Consider the following 13179-nt stretch of genomic DNA (forward strand, 5'->3'; position numbering starts at 1 on the left):
GGCCTTTTTTCGTTTGGTTTGTCCAGCGAGAGACAATTGGATATTCGAGTAGGGGGTGATCAGGGTAAGATCTTCTGGCGTTCGTTTTAAGAACGCTTAACCTTTTTGGACATGTAATCAGAATCAAAAAACTCAGGCCAGTACATTTTCACATAACCGCCTGCCACCCAAATCACTAGGATGGTCGCGATGGTTAATTCAAAGAAGCCGAATTTATGCAGCCAATACCATTGTGGGTATTCAGCACCGAAAAATGTGGTTAAGCGGTGCATAGCAATGGCGCTGATCACGGACGGGAAGGTGACGGCTGCAATCGAAGGTTGGAACTTCAGACGCATTAGACGGATGTAACATAAGTAAATCAATAGAGTCATGGTGATAGCAATGCCAGCCAATGCTCCTGTCAGAATCGGATCTGGGTTGTCGAAGTTCACCAAGTAAGCGGCTAAAGATAAGTTAACCGGAGCCGCCATGATTGCGAGTGTTGGTCTTGCTCGGCGTGGCAGGTTTCCTTCGAACACCAAGCGATACAACACCACTGGCAGCATGAGGAAATAGATACCGATACAAGTGGCCGCCAGTGTCTCTGAAAAAACGGTGTGTCCAAACTGTGTACCTGCTAAGGAACTGCTGATTAACCCCACGGGATACAGGAACCAACTCGGCACAATGTTCGACATTTTGAAATTGAGGATCTGGAAACTAAAGAACAACACCATCATGGTAAAATGCAACAACAACGCGCAGAACCAGACTGGATAGGCGATTATTGGAGATATCTCGGCGAGATAGTCACATAGAATCAATAACGCCATGCTCATCGGCGCCATTAAGCTTCCGCTAAGTGGATGGCGAATGTCATTGATAAAAGTATCAAAACTTGTGAGATAACGAAGTAAAACGGGTAGCAATAACAGTGCGCCAAACGCAGCAAGGTAAGAACGAATGAGCTCACCAACCCCTGGAAGATATAATGCCCAAGCTTGCCCCAGCCCTATAACGCCAAGTGCTAAAGATGCCTGAGATGGTGGAACATTCTTTACTTGGGTTAATCTTCTCCAGTTCAACGACTTGCTCCACTCAGTTAAATGTAGAACGTATACTCTAATCAAAACGTTCAGTCATGCTCACAATCGGTGTTGTTAGGCATGTAAATAATTTCGTGGATAATAGCAAGTTTAACGTTTGCTTTTAAGGTTTTGATTCGAAATTGATATATAAAGCGCGATGAAAGTGTTTTTGATTTTCTTGAGTGTTCTATAAATATTGAGCTTGGTTTGCTTATTGTAGTAGTGGAATTTGACTGTATTAGTGGAACTTAACGAGTTACGTTTAAGTCCCACATTTGAACTGAAGTTTTCAATGTAATTAACGAACTTCCTCTTGCTGAGGGAGATCTTGCTGTCTTAGTTTCTCGTTTTTCAGCGTACGGTTAAGTAGTTGGCTGTAAATTGGCTGACCACCTAACATCTGAGCAATGATTACCGCGCCTAAGCAGGTGATGATCAACGGTAAGATGAGGTAGTAGTTATTGGTCATTTCAATAACCAACAGTATGCCAGTGATAGGCGCTCGCACGGTGGCGGCAAATAAGGCGCCCATGCCGGCAATCGCAAACATACCCGGCTCTATGTTCAGTTCAGGAAAGAATGCAGCCGCGATAAGCCCAAACGCGTAACCAAAGAGTGTTCCTAGGGCAAGCATTGGTGCAAAGATACCACCCGGTGCACCAGAGCCGAAACAAAGTAGCGTGGTGAGCACGCGCCCTAAGAAGATTAACAGCAGCACGTTTGCGCTGTAGTTGCCATTCGTGATGTTCGGGATGATACCAATACCACCGCCAGTCAACTCGGGTATATAGAGCAGCAATAAGCCAAAGCAACCGCCCAGCAGGGAACCTGTCATTAAGTAGCGTTTACGGTCATTCTTGTGTATTGCCACAAACAGGTCTTGCGAAAGGGTAATCAGCTTATTGAAAATCACACCAAACAGGCCGAACAACACGCCTAACAACAAGAATAACCACAGAGCATCCAGTTCAGGCGGTTGGTATTGAGGCATAGTGATAACGGCAGATTGTCCGTTGATTGATCGAAAAACGATGTTGGCTGAAACCGCGGAGATGATGACGGCTTTAATTGATATGAGTGAGTAGCGAAACTGTGGTCTCATCTCCTCGACTACAAACATGATGCCAGCCAGTGGTGCATTGAATGCGGCGGCTAAACCACCTGCGGCACCCGAAGCTAATAGTGAGTGGCGAGTATCGTCATCTTTAACTCGAAAGATATCGGTGACCATGCGACCAATACTGCCGCCCATTTGAACGGTTGGTCCTTCTCGACCTAAAACCATACCAGAGCCTAATGCGCCCATACCGCCAAAGAATTTTACTGGCAATACTCTCCACCATCGAACAGGGCGCATACCGTCCATAGCACCTTCAATTTCGGGGATGCCTGAGCCTGCAGCCTCTGGAGCAAAGCGGTGAACGAGGAAGTAACCAATAAAGGCAAATGCAGCACTAATAAGGAAAGCGGCCAGCCAAAGGGGTAAATAGCTACCGATTTCATCTTTAAGCCAATCGGTACGAGTTTCTGTGATGAAATGAACCGCGACTTCGAAATAGGTACCCACCACGCCAGCAAGTACACCTACAATACAAGAAAGAAAGAGAACGGAAGCGGGTGTTTTATCTCTTGAGAGAAATTGATTAATAGCATCCCTTGGCATTTTGGCGAGTAGGGACTGCTTAATTTTCTCTCTTCTGGTCATTGAGATAAGGCTCCTGAATGGGTTGAGGCGGGACTGCAATAAATTATACGCGTCCTCTGCATATCCTATAGCAGCAAAGATGCAAAGTTGAATTTCATTTATGGAATATACGTGTTACATAAATGGAATCTATAGGCAATAGTTGAATCGCCGTCACAATTTTGATCGATTCTCCGGTGGCGGCTTGAATATCCCCAAAAATGAACCATAGTTAAACCGTAAAGCAACATAACGAACCGCAAGGAGAAGTGAGGTTTTACACACAATTTGGATGGATTCAGAATAAAGTTTTAGTTCCTCGTTAAATGTTCAGGTCGATATTTAAGGCTTCCTGATTCGCGAACTCACGATTGAGTAACGAGGGTGAGGCGTACTGAGTAAGTACGCCTTTAGTTCGTCTGGAGCATTCCTTTTTCATAGTTCCCCCCTTTCTAGTGACACTCATACAACTTCTGGCTTAAATCATTCTCCGTATAAACAAGCGATTGGGGTCAATTTCTCCGTGATTGTGTATATACTCCTAAAAAAAGGAGAACTGATATGACCAAAAAAGTTCCTACAAACATAATTACGGGTTTCTTGGGTGTTGGCAAAACGACAGCTATTTTGAACCTGCTCAAAAATAAACCTGAGAATGAAAACTGGGCTGTTCTGGTTAATGAGTTCGGGGAAATTGGCATCGATGGCGCATTGATGACAGATCAAGGTGCTTTGATTAAAGAAGTACCGGGTGGCTGCATGTGCTGTACCGCTGGTGTGCCTATGTCGGTGGGTATTAATGCTTTACTACGCCAGAAGCCGGACCGTTTATTGATTGAACCTACAGGGCTTGGTCATCCAAAGCAGGTTATTGCGACGTTAACTTCAGAGCAATACACACCTTACGTTGACCTAAAAGCGACGCTAGGTTTGGTTGACCCAAGAAATCTGTCGATTGAGAAATATACGTCTAATCAGAACTTCAATGATCAACTGGACAGTGCAGATGTGATTCTTGGTACTAAGGTTGACCTTGTTCATTCTGAAGACATCGATGTGTTCAATGATTGGGTGACGGATCAAACGCCAGCAAAAGTCTTCCATAAGCTAATTCACGATGGTGAAGTGCCATTGGAAGTGTTGGACATTGAAAGAGTATACGGCAGTGCTTCCTCTCATATTGAAGCGCACCATCACGATCACGCTGAACAAGAGCCTCAATTCCAACTTCCTCCCGGTGAAGCGTTCATCCGTAAAGAGAATAAAGGACAGGGCTATTTCAGTTGCGGTTGGCTATTTGGTGCAGAGCATAAGTTCGACTTCGATGCGCTATTCTCAATGTTGTCGGATCTAACGGCTGAACGTGTAAAAGCCGTGGTGAATACTGACCAAGGTTGCTACGCATTCAATGTGGCGAATCAAGTGGTGTCCGTGAATGAAATTTCCCTTGATGGCTTTGAGTCTCGTCTTGAAGTGATCGACTCGCAGTTAATGCCTTGGGATGAACTCGAGCAGATTCTACTCAAGCTGTGTGGCATCAAATAGCGCCATTTTTACTGTTTGAACTGATGATCTCGGTGTTTACTTCGTTGAAGGTGGGGTAAACACCAGATTAAATGAGAAAGTTTGCGTTATATCACGATAAATGTGAGATAAATCACTCTAATTACTTTATAGTGCTCGGCTGAAATAAGAATGTAGGCTGTCTGCTTAAGGAACCCGTAACAATGTCATTTTCCTCTCAAGGTTTTGCTCCTGAATTAGTCAAAGCGTTGACTGAGTGTGGTTATGAAAAACTCACTCCAATTCAACAAAAGGCGATTCCAATGGCTCGTAAAGGCCATGATATTTTTGCTACTGCTCAAACCGGTACGGGTAAAACAGCGGCATTTTCATTGCCTGTTATTCAGCACCTTTTGAACAGCGGTAAAAAGGCGTCTAGAGGAACGGCTCGCGGCCTTATTCTTGCTCCAACTCGTGAGCTTGCTGCGCAGATCGCTCAAAACATTAAAGACTACGTTAAATACACGGAACTAAGCGTTTCTGCGGTTTACGGTGGTAACAAGATGTCTTCACAAGTTCGTCAACTAGAGCTGGGTGTGGATATTTTGGTTGCAACACCTGGCCGTTTAGAAGAGCACTTAGAAGCGGGTAACGTGTCTATCGCAAACCTAGAATTTCTAGTATTTGATGAAGCTGACCGTATCCTTGATATGGGCTTTATCAATGCCGTTCGTAAGATCATGCTAGATGTAGAAACATCACCACAAATCATGATGTTCTCGGCGACAACATCAACTCAGTTAAACCAACTGTCTGTTGATATTCTGCGTAAACCAAAACGTATCAGTGTTGAGCGTGAAAACTCAACGGCTGCAACTGTTGGTCACGTGGTGTATCCAGTTGATCAAGAGCGTAAAACAGAGCTACTTTCTGAGCTGATCGGTCGTAAAAACTGGCGCCAAGTGCTTGTTTTCGTGAACTACAAAGAAACAGCAAACGATGTAGTTAAAGAGCTCAAGCTAGACGGCATTAAAGCGGTACTTTGTCACGGTGATAAAGCGCAAAGTGCTCGTCGTCGTGCTTTGGATGACTTCAAAGAAGGCAGAGCGCGCGTAATGGTTGCAACCGACGTTGCGGCTCGTGGTCTTGATATCGAAGACTTACCACACGTAATTAACTATGATATGCCTTTCCTAGCGGAAGATTACGTTCACCGTATTGGTCGTACAGGTCGTGCTGGTAAACAAGGTCATGCAATCTCTTTTGTTAACCGCGAAGAAGAGCTGACTTTTGTTCAAGTCGAAAAACTGATTCAACAACGTATTCGCCGTGTTGAACAACCGGGTTATGAACCGAAGAAACGTGATGCTTACATCGAGAAGCTGAACACTAAATCGGCTTACAAAAACCGCCAAGGTCGTAAGAACAACGCGAACGAAGAGCCTCAAGATCAAGCAAGCGCTGAACGTCGTTTGACTATGATGAAGCGAATTAAAAACCGTCGTAAGTAATTACGGTTGGTGACTAAAAAGAGCCACTGTTATGTGGCTCTTTTTGTTTGTATTGTTCGCAATATTGGTTATTGTCATCACGACTTCGTTTCAACCTCGCTTCATTTCAAGTCCGATCAAGAAGCAAAAGCCACTAAATAAAAATAAGCCAGTAAGGTAATAATATGGATAGCGCACTACTTTGGGCTTTTATTCCCACGTTTTTCTTCGTGTCAATCACGCCCGGTATGTGTATGACTTTGGCGTTGACACTTGGAATGAGTGTTGGATACAAACGTACATTATGGATGATGATCGGTGAACTGGCCGGTGTCGCTGTGGTTTCCATTGCTGCGGTATTGGGTATTGCATCTATTATGTTGAACTACCCGTGGCTATTTACGGGCTTCAAGTTTGTTGGTGCAGCTTATTTGTTCTATTTAGGCGTTCAGATGTGGCGTTCGAGAGGCAAGTTGGCGATCAGTACTGACAACCAAACAACAAAAGTCAGTAATGATTGGGATTTGGTGGTACAAGGCTTCGTAACGGCAATCGCGAACCCAAAAGGTTGGGCATTCATGATTTCGTTACTGCCTCCTTTTATTAACAGCAATAAAGACTTAGCGCCGCAGTTGTTGATTTTAGTGTCGATTATTCTGGTTTCTGAGTTTGTTTGCATGACCTTATACGCGACAGGCGGAAAGAGCTTAAAGCATATGCTGGGCAAAGCCGATAACGTTAAGTTAATGAACCGTATTGCAGGTACGTTGATGATGGGCGTTGGTGTTTGGTTGTTCGTGAGTTAATTGTGATCAGCGGTAACGGTTTGAGATCCCGATTCAGTCGTTCCTCCTTCTCGAGGATGACGGTGCGTGATTTGGTTTGGGGTGAAGAGCAGTTCACAAAGCCGCAGATCATTAGTTGAATCAAAGATCGTATAGAATTTAAAAAAAGAGCGATAGGGCATTTAGCCTTATCGCTCTTTTTGATTTTACTTAGCTAGCGAACAGAAACTAGATAATAGTAAGGTTGATGATCTTAGCTAGATTTGCTTATTAAACCGCGATTTCACCGCCGTCTTCACGACGAATCACAACGGTAGATGCTCTTGGGCGCACATTGCCTTTAGTCTGTGCGGTCGCATCTTCTGACGATGGCCAGTTTGCAGGGTGTTGAATGTTCACAAACAGTGATTTGTAATCAGGGCTAATGGTAAAGCCTGTTACTTCGCAACCGTTTGGACCAACAAAGAAGCGTTTAAGTTGTGCTTGGTTGTTTGCATCAATTACCGCGCTGTTGCCGTTGTCATCCGTTAACTGAGATGGAACCACTGCCAGCATTTGGTCATTGGTGTAGCCAGTTACTTCGTCTGCGCCGTTATCTGTCTGAATCCACAAGATGCCACGAGCATCAAACGCTAAGCCGTCAGGGCTTGCGAATTGGTTCATGTCCGTTAGACCTGAGCGGTTAATAGACTTGTCTTCTACTGCTGGAGAGCCAAATACGAAGATATCCCAATCGAACTCGCCTGCTGTTTTGCCTTCATCCCAACGAATAACATGACCGAACTTGTTGTCTACGCGAGGGTTCGCAGAGTTCGCTTCTTTACGCTTGTTGTTATTAGTTAGCGTTAGGTAAGCCGTACCTGTCATCGGGTCAACAGAGCACCATTCAGGGCGATCCATTGGCGTTGCGCCTACAAGGTCGGCTGCGCCTGCGGTATTAATGATAAGTGCTGCTTGAGAATCAAATGAATCACCTAGCTTACCGCCGTTTGTGGTCTTACTGCTCAGAATCAGTGGTAGCCAAGTACCTGAACCGTCATCGTTGAACTTAGCCACATATAGCGTGCCTTTGTCCATATACTTGTCACCCGCACTTAGGCGATTGCTCGGCTCTGAATCACGCGGGTCCCATTTCTCTTCAGAAACGAATTTGTACAGGTATTCAAAACGAGAATCGTGACCAGAGTAGAATACGATCGGCTCGCCTTCGGTCAACTTACCGAACGTACAGCCTTCATGACGGAAACAACCCAGTGCAGAACGTTTCTTAGCGCGAGAGTTCGCTGTGTATGGGTCGATTTCGACAATGTAGCCGTGACCATGTGCTTCGTTACGGTAGTCATCAATCGGCGAATCAGCGCTTGGTGTTACGTCAAAGCGTGCAAACTCGTCTAAGCGTTGTTGTTTATTGCCTGAAAGCGTGTCCCAACCGTAACGTGTTTTGTCGGTTGCGATACCAATACGTTCTTGTGCTGGCGTTGTCTCGCCTTTGTTAACAAAATAACCCGGCCAGTTTTCTTCACACGTTAGGTAAGTGCCCCATGGCGTGTAGCCATTACCACAGTTGTTTAACGTGCCACGAGCTTGGCTGCCGTCTTGTGAGAACTTGGTTTTGGCAAATTCACTGTGAGCAACAGGGCCAGACAGGTCAATTACTGTTGCGCCTGTGTAGCGGCGGTTCAGTGGATCGTTATCGACCATCACCCATTGGTTGCCTTCAAGTTTTACTCGAACAACACTCACGCCGTGCGCGTTGATCTCTTTGCGTACTTCATCAAGGCTAGGGCGGTTGCCTTCATCGTATGTTGGACCATTAGCGTGCAGTGCTTTTTGGTCGATGTATTCGTGGTTGATCACCAACAAGCCGTCGTTACTGTTGCCATCAAGCGGGAAGAAGTGCATGCCGTCGTGGTGCATGCCCAGTGAGTTCGCTTGATCTTGTGCGTTGTTGGTTCCATCTTTTAACCAAGCCTTGCCTTGCTTATTCAGTGGGGTACCCCAAGGAACCAATACTTGTGCTGTATAGCCTTTTGGTACAACGACACTGTCTGTCAAAGAGCCTTTAACCGATTCGAAGGCAAGTGTTGCAGTGCTTTTTTGTGCGCTCGTTGCTTGCATTGTCGCAGCGTTGGCCGCGCTGTGACCCGCTAAACCAAACGCGCCAAACGCCGTCATTGCACTGATGCCAAGACCGCCTTTCAATACATTTCTTCTTGAAAGGTTCGCATCTAGAACTTCTTCGAAGGGCTTGTTGTTACTCTTGTTAAAACGAGTGCTATCAAATGTTTCCTTGCTCATCGGGACTGCTTCCTGTTGGCTGACTTTATTATTCGTTATTCACGTGTAACCAAGCTATTTCTAATGAGTTAATAGCTGGTTCAATGTGTGACCAATCGTGAAGCAGTTAAGTGACAGATTTTTATAGTTTTGATTAAGGTTTTGTTTCTGCAGCACGATTTTTCCCGTTAAGCCTCTCGTGTAATACAAAACTCTTGGGAATTAACGAGGAACTGTGTATAAATGCTTTATCAAACGAAAAGAGAGACAGTTATGAAATTAGATAAAATCGAAAACAAAAATCGTCGCCTACGCAAGAAATTATACCTAGGTGAATTCGCTATTTTAGGTTTTGAAGTAAGCTGCACGACTTCGATTGCTGATTTTGACCAGTACGATGTGTTCATTGATGAATTCATCGATTTTATCGATAGCATCGGTCTGTGCTTTGGTGGCGGTGGCCTTGAGCTGTTTGAAGGTTTCTTATGTTCTATTGAGCGCTACCGTTCAGTAACAGAAGCAGAACAACTGCAAGTTGCACAATGGCTTGAAGCTCGCGCAGAAGTAAGCAAAGTTGAAGTAAGCGAACTTGTTGACGCAAACTACGCATTCTAATTTGGTGGTGTATGGTTCGCTCAGCTGAAATCGATTGAGCTTTCGTGAGAGAACTTTGACACATCAGATAAAAGGCCCAGTCGGTATGTCGATTGGGCCTTTTGCGTTTGGTCAGCTCAACACCAGACCTCGGGTTTCGAGTGTTGTAGGTTTCTTCGATTTAGAACCTGTACGACTTGTCCAAGGGGGAGCGAGCAACTTGTTGGAGTGTTTGAAGCAGAATTGGAAATATGCGCTTTTTCAATTCGTCCCGTGACTTAGTGCTCTTTACTTAGCGTCGTTTTCTTCGTTCACTTTTGCATAGAAGTGCAGCAACTCTGTGAGCTCTTTAACCCAACCAAATGCTTCTGTCGGTGCTTTCGACAAAATCTTCTCGACTTTGTCACAGTGAGTTTCAAGGCTGATCGCTTGCTCAAGGTTGAACGACATTGCATAGAAGTGCCAAAGCAATAGTCGAGTCATGCGCTCGATGTTTTGTTGTGAGTTATCCGACTCACTAAACGCAAGATTCATTTCACTCAGCGCGATTGCTGTCATTCGCAACATCGCATCAAACTTCGCTGATTGCATACGCTCTTCATTGGCCACTTCTTCCTGTTCGAACGTAAACAGTTCCGTCATTGCATCTTCAGGGACAAGGCGATGAATCATTCTTAAACTAAATTCTTCTAGTTCTTCACGAGGCATGTTGTTTAAGCAAGTTAAAGTGTAATCGCGTTGCATGGTGTTCTCTTGGATCTGCAAAAAGGCCGGACAGTTTAATGGAGAAGCGAGTTCAGAAAAAGCAGATTTTAGATAAGCCTACGTTTGTAGGCTTATCTATGTACTACAAGCCCTAAAATTGATGTTTAGGGGAACTGTATTTAGGTTTGAACGCAGTATCAGGCTTTGCTATGGCTTGGCGGTTGATACTGCATAGACTGATCGTTTCTCATGAAAATGTTACTCGCGACCAAGCTGCCAATACAAATTGAACCAAGCGCTAACCAAGTCATCGTATCTGGAATCTCGTTAAACAGTGGGATCGCCAACAAAGTTGCAACGGCGGGTGTTGCACTGCCAAAGGCGGCTGATCGCTCTGCTCCTAGTGTATTAACAGCATAGAGATAAGTGAATGCCGCTATTAGGCCTGCGCCGACGCCTTGTACCGCTGAATGTACGGCAAGCTCTGTGACTGGCCATTGAGCAATTGGTGTACTCATTAAATGGCTAGGGAGGGTTCCTGTAAGGATAAGGACCAGCAACAGCAAAGTGGAACAAAATGAAATGAAACTCGCACTCACAAGCGCATTAAGATTGGCAACACGTGCTGAGATGGTAAAAGTCGCCCACATTAAGCTGCCACACAAAAACAACAAGTGACCTTTGGTGTATTCAAAGTTGAAGCTGCTTAAGCTATTTCCTAGAAACAACAATATCCCGAGTAAAACAAGACCTAAACCAACGACACGATGTCGGCTAAGCGGTTGTTTAAAAAAGAGTACCGCGATCCCTGTTACGAACAGAGGAAGCGTTCCCGGAACCAAAGCACTCCCGTGTGATACCGGAACAAACTGCATGGCTGTCCCTGCAACGAGTAAATAAGGCAACCCACACCCCACAAACATACCGACCAAGTATCGATTCGGGACAGCAGCGATCGTGCTGCGTGCTTTCCACATCAAAGGCAATAGCACCAATGCAGGTATGAGGAATCGAGTCAGTGCGATGTCAGCAGGTGTTAAGTCTGAATTTGCGCCGCCTTTAAGAGAAAGGAAAAAGCTCGCCCAGATGAGCAGAGTGACAATAATAGATAGGTAGCCAAGCTTCATAATAAACAAGGAAAGTGGATGATGACTCATTATGGGGTACTTGGTGTGCCACAGGTTGGCAAGTTTTGTTCTAACTTAAGTTATTGTTGATGATTTCTGCTAATATCTTGTCAATTGTTAACAAATTTAACCAATAATTGGTATTTGCTATGGATAGGATTGATAGACATCTTCTTGAGTTGCTTCAGAAAGACGGCAGGCTAACCACCGCTGAGTTAGCTGATGAAGTTGGCTTATCGGCTTCACCGTGCGCGAGGCGCATCAAAAGACTGGAAGAAAAAGGGATTATTGATGGCTACCGTGTGAGCCTGTCACGGGAACAGGTCGGCATCGCAATGAGCGTGTTTGTTGAGGTGAGCTTGAACAACCACCAAGAAGTGTCGATTGATAAATTTGAAAGTGCGGTTGTCGAGATGGAAGAGGTCATCAGCTGCCACGTTGTATCTGGGGCTTATGATTACTTGTTAGAAGTTGTCAGCCCTAACTTGATGGCTTACGAAGCATTTACCAGAAAGCTACAGCGACTCTCCAACGTAAAAGACATACATACCCATCTTGCGATTAGGCAAGTGAAAGGCAATGCGCCACTTCCGGTTTATACGAGCTAACGGTTTATACGAACAAACTGTCTATACGAACTAACAGTTTACACCGACTAAGCCGTAGGTAGGTGACACGCTGCCCGATGACATGAGCTGAAAAAGAAATGATTTTATGACTAATAGGAAGTACGGTCGCTATTAACGGCTATCTGACGAATGCGGATACGCAACAATAAAAAACGGAGCACCTCGTGAAAGGTACTCCGTATATGATAGGTGCAAAACTTAGTGATACTTAAAGTTAGAGATTGAACAATCCCCGGTTTGAGCGTTGATTCTGAATGAAAAAGCATGTGAATGATAATCCACACCGTCATTCCAAATCGTCTCTCCAAATATCTTACATAGCTCTAGCTCACTTACTGAACCGAACTCTTCCATGTGTTTAGCGACAGATAAAAGTTTACCTCTTATCTCTGCAGTCCCTTCCGTGTTACTCAAGCAGTTGAAAGCCATAGTTTTTTGCATATTACCTAGCCAAAATATTTCTTGTTATTAAGTTATATGAATAATCATGATAACAATTTTCTGGCGTTTGTAAATCTATTTTGTGATGAATATCTCACATAGTCGCTTGCATTGGTCGGAAATTGAACGTCATTGTTGATAGTTACCACATTAGTTTTACAACTTATTGATAAAGCTTTGACTGATTATATTTCTGAATGTGTTGGTTTGTTCGAACTATGATTATTGGGATAATCAAGTTAAGCAAGTGAGTAATCATTTCAGTTTTGTACATCGTTTATCGGTTGGTTTGTGTGGCGAGCTTCGTCAATCATCGTCGCTTCTTTACGGTATTTTGAAGAGAGCTGACGAAATTTTTTACTGAGTGTATGAAGATCTTGCGAGAGTGATTGTGAGCTTTGTACGTGTACCTGTGCACTTTCTGTTTGACGCGGTAGTCTTGCTTTAGCGCAGTGTTTAGCTATGGTTTGCCACGAATGCGTTAGAGACTCCGCTCCATCTAGTTCTGTAGACACAATATACGCCTGTTTTAATAGAACCTCAGAGACATCATAAGCGGTATTCATATGACTATTGAGCTGCACATTAAATCTTTGTTCGTACTTTGCCCAAAGCCCAATGATCTGCTTTTCGTTGAAATGTTTCGATAGCAACGTTTGTGATTCATAGGTCGAGAGAACTTGGTTAAATTCTTTGGTGTATTGATTATAGCGTTCTTCAAATGATAACTGGCGATCTAACAGTGTTTGCCAGTTTTCACGGTCACAATGGTCTGCTAACGCGATATCGGCACTCAGAGGTACACTTATAATGACAACCTTCACCAAAAAATTCATGATTTACCTCTACTTAACTCGCTCTCTATTAAGAGTAT

12 protein-coding genes are annotated in these 13179 nt (G+C 44.3%); 5 read left to right on the plus strand and 7 right to left on the minus strand.

Features of this window, described 5'->3' with window-relative positions:
- Nucleotides 1–86: 86 nt before the first annotated feature.
- On the minus strand, nt 87–1067 hold the full coding sequence (locus tag ACED25_RS15915; RefSeq protein WP_122047488.1) for a TDT family transporter: 981 nt from the start codon (nt 1065–1067) through the stop codon (nt 87–89).
- Between the two features lie 301 nt (nt 1068–1368).
- Nucleotides 1369–2775: a H(+)/Cl(-) exchange transporter ClcA gene (gene clcA / locus ACED25_RS15920; RefSeq protein ID WP_017078301.1), complete on the minus strand. Its 1407-nt coding sequence runs from the start codon at nt 2773–2775 to the stop codon at nt 1369–1371.
- A gap of 540 nt (nt 2776–3315) precedes the next feature.
- Between clcA and ACED25_RS15925 the strand changes: the two genes are divergently transcribed.
- The 3 genes from ACED25_RS15925 to ACED25_RS15935 all read left to right on the plus strand — a co-directional run bounded on the left by ACED25_RS15925 (nt 3316) and on the right by ACED25_RS15935 (nt 6553).
- Nucleotides 3316–4299, plus strand: coding sequence for a GTP-binding protein (locus ACED25_RS15925; RefSeq protein ID WP_371695650.1), 984 nt, complete (start codon nt 3316–3318; stop codon nt 4297–4299).
- Nucleotides 4300–4481: 182 nt separating this feature from the next.
- Nucleotides 4482–5768, plus strand: coding sequence for a DEAD/DEAH box helicase (locus ACED25_RS15930; protein WP_371695651.1), 1287 nt, complete (start codon nt 4482–4484; stop codon nt 5766–5768).
- A 164-nt stretch (nt 5769–5932) separates the two neighbouring features.
- On the plus strand, nt 5933–6553 hold the full coding sequence (locus tag ACED25_RS15935; protein ID WP_004731394.1) for a LysE family translocator: 621 nt from the start codon (nt 5933–5935) through the stop codon (nt 6551–6553).
- Between the two features lie 249 nt (nt 6554–6802).
- On the opposite strand, the gene ACED25_RS15940 is transcribed toward ACED25_RS15935, so the two are convergent.
- Nucleotides 6803–8830, minus strand: coding sequence for a PhoX family phosphatase (locus tag ACED25_RS15940; protein ID WP_371695652.1), 2028 nt, complete (start codon nt 8828–8830; stop codon nt 6803–6805).
- A 252-nt stretch (nt 8831–9082) separates the two neighbouring features.
- Between ACED25_RS15940 and ACED25_RS15945 the strand changes: the two genes are divergently transcribed.
- A complete protein-coding gene (locus ACED25_RS15945; protein ID WP_004731398.1) occupies nt 9083–9424 on the plus strand; it encodes a YggL family protein in 342 nt (113 codons plus the stop codon).
- Between the two features lie 267 nt (nt 9425–9691).
- Here the strand turns inward: ACED25_RS15945 and ACED25_RS15950 are convergent, their stop codons facing one another.
- Entirely contained in the window at nt 9692–10147 is a 456-nt protein-coding gene (locus ACED25_RS15950; RefSeq protein WP_371695653.1) for an exoribonuclease R, read from the minus strand.
- 158 nt (nt 10148–10305) lie between these two features.
- Entirely contained in the window at nt 10306–11235 is a 930-nt protein-coding gene (locus ACED25_RS15955; RefSeq protein ID WP_371695666.1) for a DMT family transporter, read from the minus strand.
- A gap of 149 nt (nt 11236–11384) precedes the next feature.
- Here ACED25_RS15955 and ACED25_RS15960 point away from each other — a divergent pair, with 149 nt between their 5' ends.
- Nucleotides 11385–11843, plus strand: a complete 459-nt coding sequence (locus ACED25_RS15960) for an Lrp/AsnC family transcriptional regulator (protein WP_102250017.1) — start codon at nt 11385–11387, stop codon at nt 11841–11843.
- Nucleotides 11844–12062: 219 nt separating this feature from the next.
- Here ACED25_RS15960 and ACED25_RS15965 read toward each other — a convergent pair whose 3' ends face one another.
- Together ACED25_RS15965 and ACED25_RS15970 are read right to left on the minus strand one after the other, a co-directional pair.
- Nucleotides 12063–12305, minus strand: a complete 243-nt coding sequence (locus ACED25_RS15965; RefSeq protein ID WP_009845471.1) for a hypothetical protein — start codon at nt 12303–12305, stop codon at nt 12063–12065.
- A 260-nt stretch (nt 12306–12565) separates the two neighbouring features.
- Nucleotides 12566–13141, minus strand: a complete 576-nt coding sequence (locus ACED25_RS15970) for a hypothetical protein (RefSeq protein ID WP_017101824.1) — start codon at nt 13139–13141, stop codon at nt 12566–12568.
- Between the last annotated feature and the right edge of the window lie 38 nt (nt 13142–13179).

The organism is Vibrio sp. 1F263, assembly GCF_041439035.1.
Classification (GTDB): Bacteria; Pseudomonadota; Gammaproteobacteria; order Enterobacterales; family Vibrionaceae; genus Vibrio; species Vibrio tasmaniensis_A.

What these genes read in the sequence shown, in the direction of transcription:
- clcA (WP_017078301.1), bottom strand. Translation starts at nt 2,775, where the DNA reads ATGACCAGAAGAGAGAAAATTAAGCAGTCCCTACTCGCCAAAATGCCA.
- ACED25_RS15925 (WP_371695650.1), top strand. Translation starts at nt 3,316, where the DNA reads ATGACCAAAAAAGTTCCTACAAACATAATTACGGGTTTCTTGGGTGTT.
- ACED25_RS15930 (WP_371695651.1), top strand. Translation starts at nt 4,482, where the DNA reads ATGTCATTTTCCTCTCAAGGTTTTGCTCCTGAATTAGTCAAAGCGTTG.
- ACED25_RS15935 (WP_004731394.1), top strand. Translation starts at nt 5,933, where the DNA reads ATGGATAGCGCACTACTTTGGGCTTTTATTCCCACGTTTTTCTTCGTG.
- ACED25_RS15940 (WP_371695652.1), bottom strand. Translation starts at nt 8,830, where the DNA reads ATGAGCAAGGAAACATTTGATAGCACTCGTTTTAACAAGAGTAACAAC.
- ACED25_RS15945 (WP_004731398.1), top strand. Translation starts at nt 9,083, where the DNA reads ATGAAATTAGATAAAATCGAAAACAAAAATCGTCGCCTACGCAAGAAA.
- ACED25_RS15950 (WP_371695653.1), bottom strand. Translation starts at nt 10,147, where the DNA reads ATGCAACGCGATTACACTTTAACTTGCTTAAACAACATGCCTCGTGAA.
- ACED25_RS15955 (WP_371695666.1), bottom strand. Translation starts at nt 11,235, where the DNA reads ATGAAGCTTGGCTACCTATCTATTATTGTCACTCTGCTCATCTGGGCG.
- ACED25_RS15960 (WP_102250017.1), top strand. Translation starts at nt 11,385, where the DNA reads ATGGATAGGATTGATAGACATCTTCTTGAGTTGCTTCAGAAAGACGGC.
- ACED25_RS15965 (WP_009845471.1), bottom strand. Translation starts at nt 12,305, where the DNA reads ATGCAAAAAACTATGGCTTTCAACTGCTTGAGTAACACGGAAGGGACT.
- ACED25_RS15970 (WP_017101824.1), bottom strand. Translation starts at nt 13,141, where the DNA reads ATGAATTTTTTGGTGAAGGTTGTCATTATAAGTGTACCTCTGAGTGCC.